Annotated in this window: 10 protein-coding genes; 3 read left to right on the forward strand and 7 right to left on the reverse strand. The window is 63.4% G+C overall.

Going from position 1 to position 25610, the window contains the following annotated elements:
- Positions 1-69: 69 nt before the first annotated feature.
- The 7 genes from ACE10X_RS16975 to ACE10X_RS17005 all read right to left on the reverse strand — a co-directional run bounded on the left by ACE10X_RS16975 (position 70) and on the right by ACE10X_RS17005 (position 8723).
- A complete protein-coding gene (locus ACE10X_RS16975; RefSeq protein ID WP_375764322.1) occupies positions 70-1083 on the reverse strand; it encodes a transglutaminase-like cysteine peptidase in 1014 nt (337 codons plus the stop codon).
- A 219-nt stretch (positions 1084-1302) separates the two neighbouring features.
- Positions 1303-2553, reverse strand: a complete 1251-nt coding sequence (locus ACE10X_RS16980; protein WP_375764323.1) for an HlyD family type I secretion periplasmic adaptor subunit — start codon at positions 2551-2553, stop codon at positions 1303-1305.
- Between the two features lie 14 nt (positions 2554-2567).
- Entirely contained in the window at positions 2568-4739 is a 2172-nt protein-coding gene (locus tag ACE10X_RS16985) for a type I secretion system permease/ATPase (RefSeq protein WP_375764585.1), read from the reverse strand.
- Between the two features lie 249 nt (positions 4740-4988).
- Entirely contained in the window at positions 4989-6689 is a 1701-nt protein-coding gene (locus ACE10X_RS16990) for a TolC family outer membrane protein (protein WP_375764324.1), read from the reverse strand.
- Between the two features lie 266 nt (positions 6690-6955).
- Positions 6956-7411 (reverse strand): hypothetical protein, encoded by a 456-nt coding sequence (locus ACE10X_RS16995; protein ID WP_375764325.1) that lies wholly within the window; start codon positions 7409-7411, stop codon positions 6956-6958.
- 125 nt (positions 7412-7536) lie between these two features.
- Entirely contained in the window at positions 7537-8073 is a 537-nt protein-coding gene (locus ACE10X_RS17000) for an NYN domain-containing protein (RefSeq protein WP_375764326.1), read from the reverse strand.
- A gap of 398 nt (positions 8074-8471) precedes the next feature.
- Positions 8472-8723 (reverse strand): hypothetical protein, encoded by a 252-nt coding sequence (locus ACE10X_RS17005; protein WP_375764327.1) that lies wholly within the window; start codon positions 8721-8723, stop codon positions 8472-8474.
- A gap of 361 nt (positions 8724-9084) precedes the next feature.
- Here ACE10X_RS17005 and ACE10X_RS17010 point away from each other — a divergent pair, with 361 nt between their 5' ends.
- The 3 genes from ACE10X_RS17010 to ACE10X_RS17020 all read left to right on the forward strand — a co-directional run bounded on the left by ACE10X_RS17010 (position 9085) and on the right by ACE10X_RS17020 (position 25606).
- Positions 9085-9495, forward strand: coding sequence for a hypothetical protein (locus ACE10X_RS17010; RefSeq protein WP_375764328.1), 411 nt, complete (start codon positions 9085-9087; stop codon positions 9493-9495).
- Positions 9496-10500: 1005 nt separating this feature from the next.
- Positions 10501-23679, forward strand: a complete 13179-nt coding sequence (locus ACE10X_RS17015; protein ID WP_375764329.1) for a VCBS domain-containing protein — start codon at positions 10501-10503, stop codon at positions 23677-23679.
- A 193-nt stretch (positions 23680-23872) separates the two neighbouring features.
- Positions 23873-25606: a type I secretion system permease/ATPase gene (locus tag ACE10X_RS17020; RefSeq protein WP_375764330.1), complete on the forward strand. Its 1734-nt coding sequence runs from the start codon at positions 23873-23875 to the stop codon at positions 25604-25606.
- Positions 25607-25610: the final 4 nt, after the last annotated feature.

A 25610-nucleotide genomic window follows, 5' to 3' on the forward strand; every position in this document is an offset into this window, starting at 1 on the left:
CAAAATCAGAAATCCGCGGAGACCTCTCCGCGGATTTTTCTTGATTGATTGTCGTCTACTCGCGGGCAATCACATCAGCACGGGCAGGAAGCCGGTGAGGGGGCTCGCCGCATCAGGGGGCTCCACCCCCATCCATTCCGTCTCCGCGGCATTGGCGGCCGCCGGCACCGCGTCGAGCTCGTCGCCGAGCGGGAGCCGCTTGGCGTAAGGTGCCGCAAACAGCTGCACGCCGCGGTCGTTGATCGCGAACATCGGTGTGAAGTTGCCGAGCTCACCGTCATCAATCAATTCGGAGCGGCGGCTGTCCAGGATCAGCCAATGGCCATCCAGGCGCGCCGCCAGCACGGCATGATCCTGGCGGATGGCGCGATCGCGGCCCAGCACCAGGCGCAGATTCTCGCGCGGGAAGCCTGCTTCGCTGAGCGCGATGTATTTTGCGATCGCATAGTCCTCGCAGTCGCCCTTGCCGGTCGCGAAGGTGGCGAGCGGGGCAGTCCACCGGTCGGCCTCGCCGTGCTGGGCGAAGTCGCTGACATAGCGGATCGCCTGGTTGACGGCGCGGTTGGCCTCATCCAGCCGGTCGCGTCCGGATTTGGACTTGACCGCGCCGATCAGGCGAAGGAATTGCGCGGCTTGCGACGGGCAGCCGGCGGCGCTCTCCCGGCATTGCTCGAGAACGCTCTGCTCCTTTGCGAGATCGGATTCGAGGCCGCGCCATTTGCGCCACAGGCCGTTTTCCGGTGCGCGGAAGGTGAACAGGCCAAACGGCTCGGCGCCGACAGGCGGAAGCGGCTGTGCCGCGGGCACCGCGTCGGTCGCGGTATTTGGCGGCGTGAGCGAGGCGGTGCGAATGGCGTTCGGACCACGGCCGCGCTGCCGGTCGAGCTTGGCCAGGACGTCGGCGATGGTGAAGAAGGTGGCAGGCGGGCGGTTCGACGCGGCGTCCGCGGCGGGCGCGAGCTCGCCGGCGGGTTTTCCGAGAGAGAGCTCGTCCGCGGCAAACGCTGATGGCGCTGCGCAAAGACCTATGGTCAGTGCAGCCGCGGCCATGACCGCCGACGAAGCAAACTTCAGCGACTTCATATGACGTCCCCAATGTCGGGGACCGTCAACGTCTGTGCGTCGATCTGCGTCCCCGCTGTTATCGGGGTGCAGACTGGCGCCTTGGCCGCTTAAGCGGAGTTAAGTGGAGGGGCCGCCGCCTCGAATGTCGAAAAGGCGGTCAATCCGGGGTTTGCCGGTTCGTTCGAAATTGAGCGAAACGAGGTCACGATCGGTTAACCACGGAATCCGTGGTCGCGATCAGCGTTCGCGCAGGGCCTCGTCACGCAGCAGCCGCGCGGGCTTCACGATATAGTCCAGCACGGATTTCTCGCCGGTCAGGACCTCGACCGTGGTCACCATGCCCGGAATGATCGGCAGCGGATGCTGCTCGCTGCCGAGATGGTTCTTATCGGTACGCACCATGACCCGGTAGAAGGTCTCCTGGCGTTCGGTCTTTTCCGCCTTGTCGTCGACGATGGTGTCGGCGCTGATGCGTTCGACCTTGCCCTTCAGCGATCCGTAGACCGAGGAATCATAGGCGCTGATCTTCACCACCGCGTCCTGGTCGGGACGGATAAACGCGATGTCCTGGGGACGAATCCGGCCTTCCACCAGCAGCGTGTCGTCCAGCGGCACGATGTCCATCAGGTTGGCGCCCGGCTGCACGACGGCACCGATGGTACTGATGTTCAGTTTGTTGACGATGCCGTGCACCGGCGCCTTCAGATCCGTGCGGCGCACCCGGTCCTGGGCGGACTTGATATTCTCGTCGAGCACGGCGAGGTCGGCACGCGATTTGGCCAGGTCCTCGTCGGCCTGCGAACGGAACGATGCGGTGATGTTCGCGATCTTCGATTGCGCTTCGGCCAGCTGTCCCTTCATCTCGGTTGCCTGCCGATCAAGCCGCAGCATCTCGATCTCCGGCACGACCTTCTGCTCATACAGCCTGCGCGTCAGGGTCTGCTCGCGCTCCAGGAGCTTGAGGGAGCCGGTGAGGCGAGTGACCTGCTGGTTGAGGACGTCGATGTCCTGCGCGACCTTCTGACCCCGCATCTTGAACACGCTGGCCTCGGTCGCGACGGCGGCGGGGACCATCTTGTCGAGATCATCCGGGAAGGTGATCTCGGCTCGGCCGCGCGCCTCGGCGTCGAGGCGGGCCACCCGCGCCGCCATCGCCGCGCGCCGCTCGCGGATTTCGCCGAACTCGGAAGCAAATTTCGTATCATCGATGCGCATCAGGGACTGGCCCTGCTGAACGATGTCGCCTTCCCGGATCAGGATGTCGCCGACGATCCCGCCTTCGAGCGATTGAACCACCTGCATCTGCCGCGACGGCACGACGCGGCCGCTGCCGCGCTTGACCTCGTCCAGCACGGCAAAATGGGCCCAGATCAGGAACGTCGCAAGCAGCGCGCAAGAGGTCCACAGCAGCATGCGGGAGGTGCGCGGCGTGCGCAGCAGCGCCGCGGACCGGATATCATTTGCAAATGTGAAATCGGAAGACGCCATAATGTATTTGCTCGTTATGCGGATTTCGGCTGGATCGTATTCTCCGGCGACGGGGCCGCGGACGCCGGCCGGCCCTGGAGCAGGGCGAGCACCTTGTCGCGCGGGCCGTCGGCAACCAGGCGGCCATTGTCGAACAGCAGCAAGCGATCGACCATGTTCAGCAATGACAGGCGATGGGTCGAAATGATGATGGTCATGCGATCATCATTGAGGCCCTTGAGCCGCTCAAGGAATTCCTGTTCGCTGCGAATATCGAAGTGCGCCGTCGGCTCGTCGAGAAAGAGCACGCGAGGCTTGCGGATCAAAACGCGCGCGAGCCCGATGGCCTGCTTCTGGCCGCCCGACAGGCTGCGGCCGCCTTCCGAGATGGGCATGTCATAGCCCATCGGGTGGCCGGCGATGAAGCTTTCGACGCCGGAGAGCCGCGCGGCAAGCAGGACTTCCTCGTCGGTCGCTTCCGGTTTGCCAAGGGCGATGTTGTCGCGCAGCTTGCCGAAGAACAGATCGGTATCCTGCATCGCAAAGCCGATGCCGGCGCGCAGGTCCGAGGGATCGTATTGGCGCGAGTCGACGCCATCGACCAGGATGCGGCCTTCCTTCGGCTCGTAAAATCCGAGCAGCAACCTGCCGACCGTGGTCTTGCCAGATCCCACCCTGCCGATGATGCCGACCCTCTCACCGCCCTCGATCTTGAAGCTGACCTTTTCGAGCGCGTTACCCGGCGCGTTGGGGTAGGCGAATGACACGTTCTCGAAGGCGACCTTGCCGTCTTCGATTCGCCTTGTGACATAGGACCGGGTCGGCGACCGTTCCCGCTCGATCGACATGATGCGGTCGATCGCCTTGAGGGCCGTGATCGTCTGCGTGCCCTTGGTGATCACCGAGGCGATCCCGGCGATCGGCGCCAGAACGCGCCCGGCGAGCATGTTTGCGGCGACCAGCGCGCCGACGCTCAGCTTGCCGTCGAGGATCAGGAAAATGCCGACGATGACGAGGAGCAGGCTCGTGATCTGCTGGGCCGTGCTCGCGCTCGTCAGCGACATCGACGACCAGAAGTGAACGTCCTCGCCGGATCGGGCGGTCGCGGCAACCGAGCGTTCCCACAAGGTCTGCATGCGGGCCTCGGCGCCGGTCGCACGGACGGTTTCGAGGCCGGACAGCGACTCGACCAGCACACCGTGCCGGGCGGCGGATTCGGCCTGCAGGCGCTTGATGGCGCGATCGAGCGGGCGCTGCAGCAGGAAGCCGATCAGCATGACCAGCGGCAGCATGATCAGCGGGATCCAGGCCAGCGGTCCGGCGATGAGGAACAGCACCCCAACGAAGAGAATGGCGAACAGCAGGTCGGTCGCCGAAACCACGCTACCGGAGGTGAAGAACTCGCGCACCGAGTCGAAGTCCCGGAGCTGATTGGCCAGGATGCCAACCGACGTCGGCCGCTGCGCCATCTTCACCGACATCACATGCTCGAAGATGTTCGCGGCCAGCACGACGTCGATGGTCTTGCCGGTCACGTCGATCATGCGGCTGCGGACCATGCGGAAGATGAAATCGAAGACGATGCCGAGCCCCATGCCGATCGAGAGCGCGATCAGGGAGGGGATCGCCCCGTTGGGGATGACGCGGTCATAGACGCTCATCGTGAACAGCGGCGTCGCCAGCGCGAGGATGTTGGTCAGAAAGGCCGCGACCGCGATGTGCCCGTAGCTGCGCCAATGCGTCTTCACCACCGACCAGAACCAGTGGCTCTTGGGGATGTCGCCTGCGGCGACGGCGCGCGCATCGGCCTGCGGCGCGCTTCTCACCAGGAACGCATAGCCGGTATAGTCCGTGGCGAGCGAGGCGATGTCGGCGACGCGCGGGCTGTTCGGCGTCGCCGGATCAACGACCTTGATCGACTTGTTCGCCGGGTCCACACCCAGAAGGATCAGCGCGGAGCCGTTCTTCATGACGAGGACGGCCGGCAGGACCAGCGCGGGAATGTCTGAAATGTCGCGCTTGACGGCCTCGGTCTCCAGACCGGCGCGCCTTGCCGCGCGGTCGTAGAGCGAAACGGACAAGCGTCCGTCCGTGATCGGAAGTCCGCCGAGGAGAGCTTCGCGGCTGACCGCGCGGCCGTGATGGGCGGCAAGATAGGTCAACGATGCGGTGAGGGGATCGTCGCCCAGCGCGCGTGGCCCATTGATCGCGACAGGCTTTGAGGTTGAGTCATCCGGCGAGGGGCGGACGGCGTCGGCCGCCGCGCTGGGGGTTCGAAACAACAACTGAAACCTCGACAAGCAAAATGGAAATGCAGCAATCGCATTAGATTTCGGGCAGACTACAACAAACAGCGAACAAATTCAGCGAAACTTATCTTAACGATTAATAAGGAATCGAAAGGGCCCCGACTTGGGGCCCTTCCGGCAGTCCTATCCTGAGCTTGTTGGCGGTCGCTATCGCGCAGAACTCGGGAAGGCCGACAGTAGCCAGTGGGGCTTGGTCGACGCATAGGAGCTCGCGTTCGCCGTGACCGACGGATCCGCGTAAATGACGTTCGGGCCGTCCGCAGCGGTCTTTTGCTGCTGCATCCATTCCGCTGAACCGGGCACCGCTGCGGTCGTCGTCGCGCCGGTGAAGCGGTCCGCAAAGCCAACATCCTTCGGCTGGGCTGCCGCATAGGTCTTGGCAGGACGGGCGACAGGCGCCGGAACGGCGACGCGCAGCGGCTCGGACCCGGTTTGCGGGAGGTTCACGCGAAGCGTCGGGAACGAGTAGCGGGGCAGGCCAATCGAAAGCATGTCCGTCGGCGCAGCATCGACCGGGGGCGGAGCCTTCAGGTACTCGATCAAGGTGCCCATCGCGGCCAGCAGCTGATAGTCGGCGAAAACCACGACGCCGCGGGCTGAGGTGAGCGAGACCGACGCGTTGAAGAACTGGTTCTGCGCGTTCAAGAGATCGATCAGCGAACGCTGGCCGAGTTCGTATTCCTTCTGGAACGCCACGATGGTCTTGCGGTCCGCTTCCAGCTGACGCGTCAAAGCGGCGATGCGCGTGACCGTAATCGTACGGGCATTCCACGCCTTGTCGATCGACTCATACGCGTCACGCTGCAAGCGCGCGTGGCGCATGGTGGCTTCGGTAAACCGCTCGGCCTTCTCCGACCTGTTCCAGGCATCCTGGCCGCCGCGGAAGATGTCCCACGACATCACAACCTTGCCGCTGTAGTCCTCATGCGTAATGGAGGGAGTGCCTGGGGTCGCGACGTAAGGGTAGGAGTTGTCGTAATGGGTTGCCCGTCCCTCGAGATAGAATTTCGGGCCGAATGTGCCGTCCGTGGCCTTGAACGCATGCTTGGCGGCGTCGGCGTCGGACTGTGCCGCCGCGATCGTCGAATTGAACCGGAGGGTGGTCGCCAGCGCTTCGTCGCGGCTGTGCGGCAATCCCGCGAGAGGGGCAGGGAAGCGAACATTGATCGGCTCCAGGCCAACCGTCTTGCGGTACTTCGCCCTGGCGTCATCCAGGCTGCGCTGGAATTCGGCGAGTGCCGCGCGGGCGGCCTCGACGCGCTCCCGGGCTTGCTCCAGATCGCCTTCGCCGGCCCGGCCGCCCGAGAAGCGGGAGTTCACGTTTGAAAAGATCTTCTCGTGATTGGCGACGTTTTGCTGGGCAAGGCCGACCAGCCGCATGTAGCGCGTGACGTCGATGTAGCCTTCGGCGGCGTCGAGGGCCAAGAGCTCGGTTCTCTCCTTGACGCGGGAGGCAGCTGCATTGACGCGCGCGGTCTGGCGCCAGACGTCATAGATCGACGAAAAACCGTCCCACAGCAGCTGGCGCACCACGACTGATTCCTGGCTGCCATTGCGCCATGGGCCTGACCCCACGGTCGGCGCTGCCTGAATGTTCGGGCTGATGAAGCCCGGCGATTGATCGAATTTTTCCGGGCCGTAGCTGGCGTCAATGCGCACCTGCGGCAGCAGTGTGCTTTGGGTTTGCCGCAGCTCGCTTTCCGTCGCCCGCCGGTTCGCCGAAGCCTCGCCGATACCCGGGTTGGTCTGCATGGCCTGGCGTAGAGCATCATTAATAGAAAAAACCTCGGCACATGCTGGCGTTGCCGCCAGGCATAGGCACGCAATGACCGTGTATGCCGACTTCATAATCTCCGCCCCCAACTCACAAAAATATACGTAGAATCCTCCGAAGGGTAACAAAGGACAGTTCCGCGACCTATGACATTTGAGCCACACAGTGGCTCTAAGTGGGGGCATGTCATGGCGGGCGGGTGAGCAGAATCTCAAGATTTTTATTAAATTTCAATATTTTAGTTGTATTTGCTTGGGCTCGGGATGGTTGCCAAGGAGCAACACCGAAAACCCGGAACAGCAGGTCAGTTAAGTTTGTCCTAATGGCCGGCCAGCCGAGGCTACTGTTCGTGGCAGGTCGCGAGGTAGGTCGCGACGAGGGGCGGGGCCTTTGGGTCTGACGAGGGGCCGTCCAGCCGGCTGGTCAGTTTGTAAAGTGACCTGCTGGCAAAATAGAACCGGAAGATCTCTGCAGTGGACTCGTCCACGCGGGTCGCAACGATCGACGCAGCGGTGCGTTGGGCGGCGGCGAAAACATAGGTCATGACCTTGGTTCCCCTGCCTTCAATCGCGACCGACGTTCCCCACGTGACCGTGAAGGTCTGGCCATCGATCACAACAGCGGGCCGGACCGCGTCCAGATCGTCATCGATCCATCGAACGTCACTGCCTTTGCCTGAGGTGCCAGGCTCGATCCGCTTGCCGCGCGGCGTGTCGCAGGTGAACTTTGAAGATTCAGCTGCCGCAGCGCTCGTCGCCGCCAAGAACAACAACAGGCAGCCGACCGACCTCCACATGGGTGTTACCCTCTGTTTCGTTGTTTGGGGGATAGTGATGTCAGCGCCCGGCTCGCGCAACTCGGTGATTTACGGACAAGCAAAGCCGCCCTTTTACTCCCTCGCCGGAAGAGGCGCCCGCGATTTCACTCGGGCGCGATCGGGTGCGCTGGACGTTCGATCGATGCCCTGAGGTTTTCGAGCTCGAGGAAGACATCAGCTTGCCTGCGAAGCTCGTCGGCGATCATGGGAGGCTTGGTTCGGATGCTGGAAACGACTGTCACGCGGACACCAGCCCGCCTGACAGCTTCGACGACGGCGCGCAGATCACCGTCGCCAGAGAACAGGTACGCGTGGTCGATGCGGTGCGCGATTTCCAATGCGTCGACCGCGAGCTCGATGCCGATGCTGCGCTTCATTCGCCGCCGGCCTTCGCCGTCATCGTGGGTTTTGGCTAACTTTCTCCTGACCGCATATCCGTTGTAATCGAGCCAATCCACCAGCGGCCGAAGGCTGCTGAACTCGTCGTCGTCTCTCACGACCGTGTAGAAGTAGGCGCGGACGATCTGTCCATACTTGCCGAACTCCGAGAGCAGTCGCCTGAAATCGATTTCAAAACCGAGGTTCTTGACGGTGGTGTGAAGATTCGCGCCGTCGATGAAAAGTGCGATACGATCGGCCATCTCAAATCCCCATGACGCCCGGATCTGTGCTGTACGCTTTGGTTCCGAAAATTCCTCGAGCGCATTGTGGGTGAGCGCCAAAACTGAAATGACTGATCCTAGAGCAAGGACTCGGCCTGGAAGAAGCGAAAATTTCGCCAACGCGGCTGCCATACGAATCGTGCGCCTGTTGATAAGAGGCGCATTCGCCAGCGCAGAACAATTGGCTGCCATGGCGATTCGATGGCATCGATGGTTTAAGCGCGCAACGCCGATCCTGATCTCCGTAGCACAGAAATGAATGCGGCCGTGGACGCCAAGCAATGGTGCAGCGCGGCGGTGCCGCCGCGCCGCTACTCACAAGGCGACTGTTGCGTCATCGACAAAACTACATCTAAAGTCAATCTAGTGTAGCGGCATCATTTCGTGCCGGCGCGATATTTCGAGATACCACTTTTTTGCAGATGCAAGGTTTTTATCCATACGAACTTCGCCGCCGGGAAAAAGGCGGCTTTGCCTCTCCTTCGTGCATAGACCGCTTGTTGTTGCCAGCGGGCAGCTTGTCTATCGCGTCGCCTCAACAAGTCTTCTCGCGCCTCCTCGATAACAGCCGACCCCGATCGACCTACTGCCCAATACCGCGGTGCTTGGCTTAGCAGGATTTTGGCCATGTCAGTTTACAGACGTCATTGACGGGGATCGCCGGATCATTTGCTTGGGCCGAACGGAATCAGGAGGTACAGACGGCGCAGCGTTCATTCGCGCTGGCCGTTCGACAAGCGAGGAGGCGAGTGGGCTCGTGATGGCAGGCTTGCCGTGATCAATGAGACAAACGGACCCCCCGTCGAGGAGCCGGGCGTCAGGGCTTGGCCGAAGCGCGCGCGATGCCTGGTCGTTGTCGCGCTCTGCATCCTGCTGACCTGCTGCGGGGCCGCTCGCCAGGCCATCGAAAAGGAGGCGGAGCCGGGAGCGGAGCCGCCAACCACGGAGACGGCAACAGCGCCCACTGAGCCGGCACCAGCGGCGACAACGATGCCGGAGGCGACACCGGTACCGACGGCGGCAACGGTCAACCTGAGCGGAGCGCTCGCGGAATGCCGGAGCGCGTTTCCGGATCAGATCGCGCAAGCCGTGGCGCGGGCGTCCTGCGTGATCAAGGCGACCGACCTCGTCCGGCCGCTGCTGCCGTTTCCCGAACTGCTCGACCGCGAGAATGCGCTGCGCAAGGCGCTGGCCGAGCAGGTTCAGACAAGAACGATGTCGCTGCTCGAGCGCAACATCCAGATCCAGAAGCTTCATTCGCAGCTCCTCGAAGAGGAGCGCAGCAGGCTATCGGCCGCGCCGGCGGACGCGAGCAAGCCGCCGCTGGCGGTCACGCAGTGGCGGCAATCCAACGGGGAGAGTTGCGGCCGGCTCGGAGGGGACTCCGGGACGTGTTATTGAGAGGGGCCAGGTCCGCGAAGGGAGCGGTCAGATCTAGATCGCCATCATCGTCGTACTAGCCCCATGCCGGTAGGACGTTGGAAGAGGTCAGTCATTCAACACAAACAGCGCGGTGTCGAGCCGTTCTTCACCGATGGAGCGAGCGGACCGTGACTTCATGGGCGCGCGTGGGACCGCCGCGTGTCGCGGCTTCCCCGTAGAGTCCCGGATACCAGCGCATGATGCAAAGGAACCCTTTGCCGGTTCGACATTAATGTTAAAGGCGGAGATTTCGCTTGGTGCTAGACGGCGGCGCAAATTTGCGGCAAATTGCATCTAAATTAGCTTCTAGGGATGCTTGCTCGCATTTTTGCGGACACAGACGGCAAGCCTTCCCACGAAGAAACAGTTTAAAGACAGAAATTTTAAGGGCGTGCGGAGTTCAGAGCCGCACCGTATCGGGCAGGGTAGTGCGTTCGAAGTCTTTCACAGCGCGGCAGACGAGCAAATAATCGAGAAGGCGTGGCAATTGCTTGTCGGTCGAAGCGCTCGCAGATTTTTTTAAGCGAGCGTTTGGGTAGTTTGATGAATTGATTTTCGACTGCAATCACACCTGCTCTGCGTCGGCAGAGTTTTTAGGAGTGTGTATTGAGTCGCGTGAATTTCATTGGGAGGGCCGAACCGCCAATCCTCTGGTCCGAAGTTGAATCGCGCCTCCACGGAAATTTATCTTCCTCATTGTCAGGCGATCTTTCGATCGAGCACTTGGTTATCCCGGCTAATGATCCGCACACATTAATTGATCGGCCGGCGTGCTCAATTGATGCACTTTTGGAAGCGCCGCCGTTGAGCGCCGCGCACGATCCATTCCACACGCTGTCCTGGCCGAGCGAAGCCGCGGTTTCGCTTGTCAGCCCAAACCGTCGTCCAGGAATTCGAGCCAGTTAGTCCAACATCCATTTGATCAATTAGCTGAATCTGTAGTTGCGCGCGAATTTGTACGAAAAGAATATTGGAGCATCTCTAATGGCAAGCGCCAGCGGCACCACCATCCTCACGGGCACGAGCGGCAGTGACAATCTTGTCGGGGGCTCGGGCGACGACACGCTGTCCGGCGGTGCCGGCAATGATCGTCTCAACGGTGGTTCCGGAGACGACACCCTCAATGGCGGCAGCGGCTTTGACACCGTCCTAGGCGGATCAGGGTCGGATATCTTGATCTACAAGGCATACGAAAATCAGTACATCTTGGGATCGACCGGCTTCACTGCCACCAACCAGCAAATCAGCGGCGGGATTATTTATTCTGGAACCGATCAGACGAGTCTCGGGATTGTTGGCGCGTCTACGATCGTCTCGGGTACAACGTTCCAGGGCTACGACTCCTACGACGGCGGAAATGGCGCCGTACAGCTCGGCAAGGCGGGCGCAACGCCGGACGCTGATACGCTCCAGATCTGGCTGAGCGCCGCGCAGTTAGCCGATGCAGATATTCAGGCCGAGATCTCGTACTATAAGAATATTTGGGTCCCTGCGCACATCAGTGCGCAGACCGGACAGGCGGACGGCACGATTTATACCTTCAAGACGCTCAACTTGCAGGTTTCGGCGATCGAGAAAGTTGAAGTACGTGACGCCTCGGGCAATCTTACTATCGCAGCCATTGCCGATACAGCATCGGCGACAGAAGCGGGCGGTGTTAATAACGGCACTGCTGGCGTCAATCCGACCGGCAACGTCCTAACGAACGATTTCGATTTCAGCGCTGCTTCCAAAACGGTTGCCGGCGTTGCGGCGGGCACCACCAGTGGCTCGTTGAGTTCCGGCGCCGGCACCGATGTGGTTGGTGCGCATGGTACCCTGCATCTCAATGCCGATGGCTCCTATACCTACACCGTGAACAACGGCCAGGGCGCGGTAGAAGCGCTACGCACGTTTAGTGACACGCTGACGGATACGTTCTCCTATACGGTGAAGGATAGCACGGGGGCGACGGCTACCACGACGCTGACGGTGACGATCCACGGCACCGACGACGCGCCGGTTGCGGTGGCCGACATTGCCTCTGCAACGGAGGCAGGCGGTGTTGGCAACGGCACGGCCGGGGCCAATCCGACCGGCAACGTGCTGACCAACGATACCGACGTCGATGCGGGCGACACCAAGACGGTCGCAGGCGTTGCGGCAGGCACGATCAGTACCTCGTTGAGTTCCGGGGCTGGCACCGATGTGGTTGGTGCGCACGGCACCCTGCATCTCAATGCCGATGGCTCCTATACCTACACCGTGAACAACGGCCAGGGCGCGGTGGAGGCGCTGCGCACCTCGAGCGACACGCTGACCGATACGTTCAGCTATACGGTGAAGGACACCGCCGGGCAGACCTCGACGACGACTCTGACCATCACGATCCACGGCACCGACGACGCGCCGGTCGCGGTGGCCGACGTGGCCTCGGCGACCGAGGCGGGCGGGGTGAATAACGGCACGGCCGGGGTCAATCCGACCGGCAACGTGCTAACCAACGATACCGACGTCGATGCGGGCGACACCAAGACGGTCGCAGGCGTTGCGGCAGGCACCATCAGTACCTCGTTGAGTTCCGGGGCGGGCACCGATGTGGTTGGTGCGCACGGCACCCTGCATCTCAATGCCGATGGCTCCTATACCTACACCGTGAACAACGGCCAGGGCGCGGTGGAGGCGCTGCGCACCTCGAGCGACACGCTGACCGATACGTTCAGCTATACGGTGAAGGACACCGCCGGGCAGACCTCGACGACGACTCTGACCATCACGATCCACGGCACCGACGACGCGCCGGTCGCGGTTGCGGACACCGGTTCTGCGAACGAGGGCGGCATCACGCCGGCGACGGCGGCGAGCGGAAACGTTCTGACCAACGACACCGACGTCGACAACGTGCATAGCGACCTGGTCGTTAGCGCGGTGGCGGGCGGGACGGTTGGTGCGGGTCTGGCCGGGGCCTATGGCACGGTTACGATCAATGCCGACGGCAGCTACAGCTACGTCATTGACGATGCGAACCCGACGGTTGACGCGCTCAATGTTGGCGGCACGCTGACAGACACGTTCACCTACACGGTGAGCGACGGCCAGGGCGGCACCAGCAGCACGACTCTGACCATCACGATCCACGGCACCGACGACGCGCCGGTCGCGGTTGCGGACACCGGTTCTGCGAACGAGGGCGGCATCACGCCGGCGACGGCGGCGAGCGGAAACGTTCTGACCAACGACACCGACGTCGACAACGTGCATAGCGACCTGGTCGTTAGCGCGGTGGCGGGCGGGACGGTTGGTGCGGGTCTGGCCGGGGCCTATGGCACGGTTACGATCAATGCCGACGGCAGCTACAGCTACGTCATTGACGATGCGAACCCGACGGTTGACGCGCTCAATGTTGGCGGCACGCTGACAGACACGTTCACCTACACGGTGAGCGACGGCCAGGGCGGCACCAGCAGCACGACTCTGACCATCACGATCCACGGCACCGACGACGCGCCGGTCGCGGTTGCGGACACCGGTTCTGCGAACGAGGGCGGCATCACGCCGGCGACGGCGGCGAGCGGAAACGTTCTGACCAACGACACCGACGTCGACAACGTGCATAGCGACCTGGTCGTTAGCGCGGTGGCGGGCGGGACGGTTGGTGCGGGTCTGGCCGGGGCCTATGGCACGGTTACGATCAATGCCGACGGCAGCTACAGCTACGTCATTGACGATGCGAACCCGACGGTTGACGCGCTCAATGTTGGCGGCACGCTGACAGACACGTTCACCTACACGGTGAGCGACGGCCAGGGCGGCACCAGCAGCACGACTCTGACCATCACGATCCACGGCACCGACGACGCGCCGGTCGCGGTTGCGGACACCGGTTCTGCGAACGAGGGCGGCATCACGCCGGCGACGGCGGCGAGCGGAAACGTTCTGACCAACGACACCGACGTCGACAACGTGCATAGCGACCTGGTCGTTAGCGCGGTGGCGGGCGGGACGGTTGGTGCGGGTCTGGCCGGGGCCTATGGCACGGTTACGATCAATGCCGACGGCAGCTACAGCTACGTCATTGACGATGCGAACCCGACGGTTGACGCGCTCAATGTTGGCGGCACGCTGACAGACACGTTCACCTACACGGTGAGCGACGGCCAGGGCGGCACCAGCAGCACGACTCTGACCATCACGATCCACGGCACCGACGACGCGCCGGTCGCGGTTGCGGACACCGGTTCTGCGAACGAGGGCGGCATCACGCCGGCGACGGCGGCGAGCGGAAACGTTCTGACCAACGACACCGACGTCGACAACGTGCATAGCGACCTGGTCGTTAGCGCGGTGGCGGGCGGGACGGTTGGTGCGGGTCTGGCCGGGGCCTATGGCACGGTTACGATCAATGCCGACGGCAGCTACAGCTACGTCATTGACGATGCGAACCCGACGGTTGACGCGCTCAATGTTGGCGGCACGCTGACAGACACGTTCACCTACACGGTGAGCGACGGCCAGGGCGGCACCAGCAGCACGACTCTGACCATCACGATCCACGGCACCGACGACGCGCCGGTCGCGGTTGCGGACACCGGTTCTGCGAACGAGGGCGGCATCACGCCGGCGACGGCGGCGAGCGGAAACGTTCTGACCAACGACACCGACGTCGACAACGTGCATAGCGACCTGGTCGTTAGCGCGGTGGCGGGCGGGACGGTTGGTGCGGGTCTGGCCGGGGCCTATGGCACGGTTACGATCAATGCCGACGGCAGCTACAGCTACGTCATTGACGATGCGAACCCGACGGTTGACGCGCTCAATGTTGGCGGCACGCTGACAGACACGTTCACCTACACGGTGAGCGACGGCCAGGGCGGCACCAGCAGCACGACTCTGACCATCACGATCCACGGCACCGACGACGCGCCGGTCGCGGTTGCGGACACCGGTTCTGCGAACGAGGGCGGCATCACGCCGGCGACGGCGGCGAGCGGAAACGTTCTGACCAACGACACCGACGTCGACAACGTGCATAGCGACCTGGTCGTTAGCGCGGTGGCGGGCGGGACGGTTGGTGCGGGTCTGGCCGGGGCCTATGGCACGGTTACGATCAATGCCGACGGCAGCTACAGCTACGTCATTGACGATGCGAACCCGACGGTTGACGCGCTCAATGTTGGCGGCACGCTGACAGACACGTTCACCTACACGGTGAGCGACGGCCAGGGCGGCACCAGCAGCACGACTCTGACCATCACGATCCACGGCACCGACGACGCGCCGGTCGCGGTTGCGGACACCGGTTCTGCGAACGAGGGCGGCATCACGCCGGCGACGGCGGCGAGCGGAAACGTTCTGACCAACGACACCGACGTCGACAACGTGCATAGCGACCTGGTCGTTAGCGCGGTGGCGGGCGGGACGGTTGGTGCGGGTCTGGCCGGGGCCTATGGCACGGTTACGATCAATGCCGACGGCAGCTACAGCTACGTCATTGACGATGCGAACCCGACGGTTGACGCGCTCAATGTTGGCGGCACGCTGACAGACACGTTCACCTACACGGTGAGCGACGGCCAGGGCGGCACCAGCAGCACGACTCTGACCATCACGATCCACGGCACCGACGACGCGCCGGTCGCGGTTGCGGACACCGGTTCTGCGAACGAGGGCGGCATCACGCCGGCGACGGCGGCGAGCGGAAACGTTCTGACCAACGACACCGACGTCGACAACGTGCATAGCGACCTGGTCGTTAGCGCGGTGGCGGGCGGGACGGTTGGTGCGGGTCTGGCCGGGGCCTATGGCACGGTTACGATCAATGCCGACGGCAGCTACAGCTACGTCATTGACGATGCGAACCCGACGGTTGACGCGCTCAATGTTGGCGGCACGCTGACAGACACGTTCACCTACACGGTGAGCGACGGCCAGGGCGGCACCAGCAGCACGACTCTGACCATCACGATCCACGGCACCGACGACGCGCCGGTCGCGGTTGCGGACACCGGTTCTGCGAACGAGGGCGGCATCACGCCGGCGACGGCGGCGAGCGGAAACGTTCTGACCAACGACACCGACGTCGACAACGTGCATAGCGACCTGGTCGTTAGCGCGGTGGCGGGCGGGACGGTTGGTGCGGGTCTGGCCGGGGCCTATGGCACGGTTACGATCAATGCCGACGGCAGCTACAGCTACGTCATTGACGATGCGAACCCGACGGTTGACGCGCTCAATGTTGGCGGCACGCTGACAGACACGTTCACCTACACGGTGAGCGACGGCCAGGGCGGCACCAGCAGCACGACTCTGACCATCACGATCCACGGCACCGACGACGCGCCGGTCGCGGTTGCGGACACCGGTTCTGCGAACGAGGGCGGCATCACGCCGGCGACGGCGGCGAGCGGAAACGTTCTGACCAACGACACCGACGTCGACAACGTGCATAGCGACCTGGTCGTTAGCGCGGTGGCGGGCGGGACGGTTGGTGCGGGTCTGGCCGGGGCCTATGGCACGGTTACGATCAATGCCGACGGCAGCTACAGCTACGTCATTGACGATGCGAACCCGACGGTTGACGCGCTCAATGTTGGCGGCACGCTGACAGACACGTTCACCTACACGGTGAGCGACGGCCAGGGCGGCACCAGCAGCACGACTCTGACCATCACGATCCACGGCACCGACGACGCGCCGGTCGCGGTTGCGGACACCGGTTCTGCGAACGAGGGCGGCATCACGCCGGCGACGGCGGCGAGCGGAAACGTTCTGACCAACGACACCGACGTCGACAACGTGCATAGCGACCTGGTCGTTAGCGCGGTGGCGGGCGGGACGGTTGGTGCGGGTCTGGCCGGGGCCTATGGCACGGTTACGATCAATGCCGACGGCAGCTACAGCTACGTCATTGACGATGCGAACCCGACGGTTGACGCGCTCAATGTTGGCGGCACGCTGACAGACACGTTCACCTACACGGTGAGCGACGGCCAGGGCGGCACCAGCAGCACGACTCTGACCATCACGATCCACGGCACCGACGACGCGCCGGTCGCGGTTGCGGACACCGGTTCTGCGAACGAGGGCGGCATCACGCCGGCGACGGCGGCGAGCGGAAACGTTCTGACCAACGACACCGACGTCGACAACGTGCATAGCGACCTGGTCGTTAGCGCGGTGGCGGGCGGGACGGTTGGTGCGGGTCTGGCCGGGGCCTATGGCACGGTTACGATCAATGCCGACGGCAGCTACAGCTACGTCATTGACGATGCGAACCCGACGGTTGACGCGCTCAATGTTGGCGGCACGCTGACAGACACGTTCACCTACACGGTGAGCGACGGCCAGGGCGGCACCAGCAGCACGACTCTGACCATCACGATCCACGGCACCGACGACGCGCCGGTCGCGGTTGCGGACACCGGTTCTGCGAACGAGGGCGGCATCACGCCGGCGACGGCGGCGAGCGGAAACGTTCTGACCAACGACACCGACGTCGACAACGTGCATAGCGACCTGGTCGTTAGCGCGGTGGCGGGCGGGACGGTTGGTGCGGGTCTGGCCGGGGCCTATGGCACGGTTACGATCAATGCCGACGGCAGCTACAGCTACGTCATTGACGATGCGAACCCGACGGTTGACGCGCTCAATGTTGGCGGCACGCTGACAGACACGTTCACCTACACGGTGAGCGACGGCCAGGGCGGCACCAGCAGCACGACTCTGACCATCACGATCCACGGCACCGACGACGCGCCGGTCGCGGTTGCGGACACCGGTTCTGCGAACGAGGGCGGCATCACGCCGGCGACGGCGGCGAGCGGAAACGTTCTGACCAACGACACCGACGTCGACAACGTGCATAGCGACCTGGTCGTTAGCGCGGTGGCGGGCGGGACGGTTGGTGCGGGTCTGGCCGGGGCCTATGGCACGGTTACGATCAATGCCGACGGCAGCTACAGCTACGTCATTGACGATGCGAACCCGACGGTTGACGCGCTCAATGTTGGCGGCACGCTGACAGACACGTTCACCTACACGGTGAGCGACGGCCAGGGCGGCACCAGCAGCACGACTCTGACCATCACGATCCACGGCACCGACGACGCGCCGGTCGCGGTTGCGGACACCGGTTCTGCGAACGAGGGCGGCATCACGCCGGCGACGGCGGCGAGCGGAAACGTTCTGACCAACGACACCGACGTCGACAACGTGCATAGCGACCTGGTCGTTAGCGCGGTGGCGGGCGGGACGGTTGGTGCGGGTCTGGCCGGGGCCTATGGCACGGTTACGATCAATGCCGACGGCAGCTACAGCTACGTCATTGACGATGCGAACCCGACGGTTGACGCGCTCAATGTTGGCGGCACGCTGACAGACACGTTCACCTACACGGTGAGCGACGGCCAGGGCGGCACCAGCAGCACGACTCTGACCATCACGATCCACGGCACCGACGACGCGCCGGTCGCGGTTGCGGACACCGGTTCTGCGAACGAGGGCGGCATCACGCCGGCGACGGCGGCGAGCGGAAACGTTCTGACCAACGACACCGACGTCGACAACGTGCATAGCGACCTGGTCGTTAGCGCGGTGGCGGGCGGGACGGTTGGTGCGGGTCTGGCCGGGGCCTATGGCACGGTTACGATCAATGCCGACGGCAGCTACAGCTACGTCATTGACGATGCGAACCCGACGGTTGACGCGCTCAATGTTGGCGGCACGCTGACAGACACGTTCACCTACACGGTGAGCGACGGCCAGGGCGGCACCAGCAGCACGACTCTGACCATCACGATCCACGGCACCGACGACGCGCCGGTCGCGGTTGCGGACACCGGTTCTGCGAACGAGGGCGGCATCACGCCGGCGACGGCGGCGAGCGGAAACGTTCTGACCAACGACACCGACGTCGACAACGTGCATAGCGACCTGGTCGTTAGCGCGGTGGCGGGCGGGACGGTTGGTGCGGGTCTGGCCGGGGCCTATGGCACGGTTACGATCAATGCCGACGGCAGCTACAGCTACGTCATTGACGATGCGAACCCGACGGTTGACGCGCTCAATGTTGGCGGCACGCTGACAGACACGTTCACCTACACGGTGAGCGACGGCCAGGGCGGCACCAGCAGCACGACTCTGACCATCACGATCCACGGCACCGACGACGCGCCGGTCGCGGTTGCGGACACCGGTTCTGCGAACGAGGGCGGCATCACGCCGGCGACGGCGGCGAGCGGAAACGTTCTGACCAACGACACCGACGTCGACAACGTGCATAGCGACCTGGTCGTTAGCGCGGTGGCGGGCGGGACGGTTGGTGCGGGTCTGGCCGGGGCCTATGGCACGGTTACGATCAATGCCGACGGCAGCTACAGCTACGTCATTGACGATGCGAACCCGACGGTTGACGCGCTCAATGTTGGCGGCACGCTGACAGACACGTTCACCTACACGGTGAGCGACGGCCAGGGCGGCACCAGCAGCACGACTCTGACCATCACGATCCACGGCACCGACGACGCGCCGGTCGCGGTTGCGGACACCGGTTCTGCGAACGAGGGCGGCATCACGCCGGCGACGGCGGCGAGCGGAAACGTTCTGACCAACGACACCGACGTCGACAACGTGCATAGCGACCTGGTCGTTAGCGCGGTGGCGGGCGGGACGGTTGGTGCGGGTCTGGCCGGGGCCTATGGCACGGTTACGATCAATGCCGACGGCAGCTACAGCTACGTCATTGACGATGCGAACCCGACGGTTGACGCGCTCAATGTTGGCGGCACGCTGACAGACACGTTCACCTACACGGTGAGCGACGGCCAGGGCGGCACCAGCAGCACGACTCTGACCATCACGATCCACGGCACCGACGACGCGCCGGTCGCGGTTGCGGACACCGGTTCTGCGAACGAGGGCGGCATCACGCCGGCGACGGCGGCGAGCGGAAACGTTCTGACCAACGACACCGACGTCGACAACGTGCATAGCGACCTGGTCGTTAGCGCGGTGGCGGGCGGGACGGTTGGTGCGGGTCTGGCCGGGGCCTATGGCACGGTTACGATCAATGCCGACGGCAGCTACAGCTACGTCATTGACGATGCGAACCCGACGGTTGACGCGCTCAATGTTGGCGGCACGCTGACAGACACGTTCACCTACACGGTGAGCGACGGCCAGGGCGGCACCAGCAGCACGACTCTGACCATCACGATCCACGGCACCGACGACGCGCCGGTCGCGGTTGCGGACACCGGTTCTGCGAACGAGGGCGGCATCACGCCGGCGACGGCGGCGAGCGGAAACGTTCTGACCAACGACACCGACGTCGACAACGTGCATAGCGACCTGGTCGTTAGCGCGGTGGCGGGCGGGACGGTTGGTGCGGGTCTGGCCGGGGCCTATGGCACGGTTACGATCAATGCCGACGGCAGCTACAGCTACGTCATTGACGATGCGAACCCGACGGTTGACGCGCTCAATGTTGGCGGCACGCTGACAGACACGTTCACCTACACGGTGAGCGACGGCCAGGGCGGCACCAGCAGCACGACTCTGACCATCACGATCCACGGCACCGACGACGCGCCGGTCGCGGTTGCGGACACCGGTTCTGCGAACGAGGGCGGCATCACGCCGGCGACGGCGGCGAGCGGAAACGTTCTGACCAACGACACCGACGTCGACAACGTGCATAGCGACCTGGTCGTTAGCGCGGTGGCGGGCGGGACGGTTGGTGCGGGTCTGGCCGGGGCCTATGGCACGGTTACGATCAATGCCGACGGCAGCTACAGCTACGTCATTGACGATGCGAACCCGACGGTTGACGCGCTCAATGTTGGCGGCACGCTGACAGACACGTTCACCTACACGGTGAGCGACGGCCAGGGCGGCACCAGCAGCACGACTCTGACCATCACGATCCACGGCACCGACGACGCGCCGGTCGCGGTTGACGATAGCGGCTCGGCCACCGAGGCGGGCGGCACCGGCAACAGCACCGCAGGCTCGAACGCGACCGGCAACGTGCTGACCAACGACACCGACGTCGACAACACCACTGCATCGCTGGTGGTCTCGGCGATCCGCACCGGAGCAGTCGAAGGCTCCGGCTCGGCCGGGACCCTGGGCTCCGGCTTGGTGGGCGCGCATGGCACGCTAACGCTCAATACCAATGGCTCGTACACCTATGTGGTGAACAACAACGACGCGGCGGTGCAGGCGCTCAACACCGGCGGCACACTGACCGACAGCTTCAACTACACGGTCAAGGACCCCGGCAATCTCACCGACACGGCGGTGCTCACGATCACCATCAACGGCGCCAACGACGCGCCAGTGGGTGTGGATGACACCGGCTCGGCGACCGAGGCCGGCGGGGTCAGCAATGGAACGCCGGGCTCGAACGCGACCGGCAACGTGCTGACCAACGACACCGACGTCGACAACACCACTGCATCGCTGGTGGTCTCGGCGATCCGCACCGGAGCAGTCGAAGGCTCCGGCTCGGCCGGGACCCTGGGCTCCGGCTTGGTGGGCGCGCATGGCACGCTAACGCTCAATACCAATGGCTCGTACACCTATGTGGTGAACAACAACGACGCGGCGGTGCAGGCGCTCAACACCGGCGGCACACTGACCGACAGCTTCAACTACACGGTCAAGGACCCCGGCAATCTCACCGACACGGCGGTGCTCACGATCACCATCAACGGCGCCAACGACGCGCCAGTGGGTGTGGATGACACCGGCTCGGCGACCGAGGCCGGCGGGGTCAGCAATGGAACGCCGGGCTCGAACGCGACCGGCAACGTGCTGACCAACGACACCGACGTCGACAACACCACTGCATCGCTGGTGGTCTCGGCGATCCGCACCGGCACGGAAGCCGGCTCGGGTACCTCCGGCACGGTTGGCTCGGCGCTGACCGGCGCGCACGGCTCGCTGACACTCAATGCCGACGGCAGCTACAGCTACGCCGTCAACAATGGCGACACGGCGGTGCAGGCGCTCAACAGCGGCGGCACGCTGACCGACACCTTTACCTACACGGTCAAAGACCCTGGCAACCTCACTGACACGGCGCAGCTGGTCGTCACCATCAACGGCACTAACGATGCGGCGGTGATATCGGGCACGAAAACTGGAATCGTTATCGAAGCCGCACAAAGCAACGGATCTGGTACACCAACTGCGACCGGCACGTTAACAGATACCGATGTGGACAATCCTCCCAATACGTTTACGGCCTCGTCAGGTACGACAAGCCATGGCAGCTATACGATGACTGCCGGAGGCGTGTGGACCTACACATTGAACAACTTCGATCCCACAGTGAACGCACTCAATACAGGTCAAACCCTGCCAGACTCGTTCACCGTCACGACGGTTGATGGAACGCAGCAAGCTATCAACATTACCATTCAGGGTACCACCGACTCGCAGCTCATCAGCGCGGTGATCAATTCCAAACAGTCGAATGCTAACAATCCGAGCGAGGTGACGATAACGTTCGCCTCCGCGCCCGGAACTGTAAGTGCAACGTTCGCCAATCTCAGCAGCGTTGTCACATTCGCGAACAATCCCGGAACTCAGGTCACGGGCAACGGAACTTTTGGCAACGACGGCAATGGTCATGCGACCTACGTTTTTAATGTCGACAAGGGCGGAAACAACGGTTCCTCCTACGACATCACGATTGCAGCTGGCGCGTTCCAAGATACGAACGGCAACACAAACACTTCAGCCACGAAAACCGGTCTGAAGCCCGCTGGGGTGTCTGGCGAGACGATAGACCTTGGACTCACAGGACACGTGGGCAGCGACGATTTTACCATTGCCGGTATTCCGTCTGGCTGGACGCTTTCGGAAGGACAGATGAATGCTGACGGCAGCTGGTCTGTACAGACGCTTCATGCGGAGACTCTTTCGATCACCTCTCCACTCGGATATGTAGGGGCTGTTTCATTACAGATCGTGGATCACTACACCAGCGCGGATGGTGGTGCAGCGACATCCTTCATCTCGAATAACGTTGAGGTCTACGCGAAGAATTCGCCGATCTTCGCGTGGTCGGGCGATGACAATCTGACCGGAGCTCCTGGCCACGACACGTTCGTGTTCTCGCAGCCAATCGGGAACGACGTTGTCCACAGCTTCGAGGTGTCCTCCGACGTGATCGACCTGATTAGCTACGGATGGCAGAGCTTCGCGGACGTCCAGGCCCACACCGTGGACGACGCGAGCGGCAATGCTGTGATCACGTTGGCCGACGGACAGACGATCACACTCGATGGTGTGCATGCATCGGATCTCACCGTGGCGAACTTCGAGTTCGACGTGACGCCGACCGTCGATAATCCGGGCGTGATGACGATCGGGGACGGGGCTATGCTGCCGCTTTCCGGTATCATCAACAACACGGGCGAAATCGACCTGCAGGGCTCGGGCGATGACACCTGGCTGCAACTGATCCAGACCGGCATCAAGCTGGAAGGCGGCGGCCAGGTGACCCTTTCCGACGATGACCACAACATCATCGCTGGCACGGCTCCCAACGTCACGCTCGACAACGTCGACAACGTGATCTCCGGCGCGGGCCAGCTCGGGCAGGGCAGCCTGACGCTGAGCAACGAGGGCACCATCGACGCCACCGGCACCCATGCCTTGGTGATCGACACCGGCACCAATGTGATCGCTAACGCCGGGACGCTGGAGGCGACCGGTGCGGGTGGGCTAGTGCTCGCCAGTGCGGTGACCAACAGCGGACTGATCTGGGCCAATGGCGGCACGGTCACCGCCGCGGGCGAGGTTACCGGTAGCGGCAACGCCTTGATTAGCGGGGCCGGCACCATCGAGTTCGGGTCAGCCTCGGCGGCGGGCGTCACCTTCGACACGACCGCCGCTGGCCACCTGATCCTGGATGATGCGTTCCACTTCTCCGGCACGGTGAGCGGCCTCGATGGCAATGACGACATCGATATCAAGGGCATCAGCTTCGGCGCCGGCACCACGTTGAGCTTTACCGAGAACCAGGCGGGGACCGGCGGCACTCTGACGGTGTCGGATGGCGTCCACACGGCCAACATCGTCCTGCTCGGTCAATACGATCCGACCGGCTTTGCCGAGAAGGCCGACACCACGAACGGCACGGTGATCACCTATGATCCGCACCACATCGCCTGAGGGGTGCGAACTTCACGGGGGAAAGACCGATCGGGGGAGAAGCCAAACCCCGTAAGTTTACCCTCCTGCCGTTTTTGCGTCGGCAGCAGCTTTAGCGCGGCCGCCGGCTATGCTAAGCAGGATAGATTGGATGATTGATTTACTTGGACCTTTTGGCTGCCACCTATTGGCTGTCAGTCATCATTTTTAGGGGATGGCTTCGGCCAGGTTCCGCGTGAGCACCCTACGTAAAAGAGCGGACGAATTGCGGCAGGCACTGCAAGCCTGCCAAGGTTATTTTGTCACTGCAGCCATATTCAGCCTGGCCATCAACCTGCTCTATCTGGCCGGCCCGCTGTACATGCTGCAGGTCTACGACCGCGTGATCTCAAGCGCCAGCGAGGTCACGCTGCTGATGCTGACGCTTGCGCTGTTGCTGGCGTTCATGGCGCTCGCGGGTCTCGATGCGGTACGCGCTCGTGTGCTGACGCGCACCAGCATCCGCCTCGATCGAAAGATCGCGCCGCGGGTGATGACCGCCATCATCGACCATTCGACAAGGATCGGCGGTGCCCGCAGCCAGCTGCTGCGCGATTTCGATACTTTCCGCCAGTTCATCACCGGGTCCGGAATTCACGCGATCTTCGACCTGCCCTGGGCGCCGATCTATATCGCGGTGATTTTCGCTTTGCACCCGTTGCTGGGCGCATTTGCGCTGGGGTGCACGATCATCCTGGTGCTGATGGCCTTCCTCAACGAATGGATCGTCAAGCCTCCGCTTTCCGAATCCAGCGAGGCGGCAAATCGAAATTACAGCTTTACCGAGATGAGCCTGCGCAACACTGAAGTGGTGCGCGCAATGGGGATGACCGCCGGCCTCCTGACGCGCTGGGGTCGGGACCGCGACCGTATGCTCGAGCGCCAGGTCGCCGCAAGCGATCGCGCGGCCACGATGCAGAGCTTGATTCGCTTCCTGCGTCTTTCGATGCAATCCTTAATTCTCGGTCTCGGCGCTTATCTCGTGATCGAGCGGCTCACCACCGCTGGCGCCATGTTTGCCGCTAGCATCTTGCTTGGCCGCGCCCTGCAGCCGGTCGAACAGATCGTTGGGTCATGGCGCAGCCTCAACTCCGCCCGCGGTGCATTCCTGCGAGTGCGCGAGCTGTTGGCCGCCAATCCACCGCGTCAATCGGGACTGATCCTGCCGCGGCCCGAGGGCCGCGTGTTGGTCGAAGGCCTGTCCTTTGCCGCGCCCGGAACCTCGAGGCCCATTCTGCGCGGGGTCACCTTCCAGGTCGAGCCGGGTGAGGTCCTCGGGATCATCGGCCCCTCCGGAGCCGGCAAGTCCACGCTGGCGCGCCATATCGTGGGCGTTCAGGCGCCATCCGCAGGTGCCGTTCGCCTCGATGGATCCGATGTTTCGACCTGGATCAGGTCGTCGCTCGGCCAGCATCTCGGCTATCTGCCGCAGGATATCGAGCTGTTTGCCGATACCGTGGCCGCCAATATCTGCCGGTTCAAGGACGGAGACGACAAGGCCATCATTCTGGCAGCGCAAATGGCCGACGTGCACGAGATGATCCTGCGGCTCGCTGACGGCTACGATACCCAGGTTGGTGAGGGGGGCGCGATCCTGTCAGGCGGCTACCGCCAGCGCATCGGCCTCGCACGCGCGGTCTACGGCCATCCGAGCCTGGTCGTGCTCGATGAGCCGAGTTCCAACCTCGATTCCGAGGGCGATGCGGCGCTCGCCGAGTGCATCACGCAGTTGAAGCGACGCGGGACCACGGTGGTGATCATTTCCCATCGGCCGGCCACCATCGGCGTGGTCGACAAGATACTGGTGTTGCGCGAAGGCACTGTCGAGATGTTCGGACCCCGCCAGGAAATCCTGTCGCGTCTGACCCGGCCCGTGCCGGTTCCGGCAGTTCGGGGCGCGGTGGGCTAGGAGA

The sequence above is a fragment of the Bradyrhizobium sp. Pha-3 genome, from assembly GCF_042258325.1.
In the GTDB taxonomy this organism is placed as follows: domain Bacteria; phylum Pseudomonadota; class Alphaproteobacteria; order Rhizobiales; family Xanthobacteraceae; genus Bradyrhizobium; species Bradyrhizobium elkanii.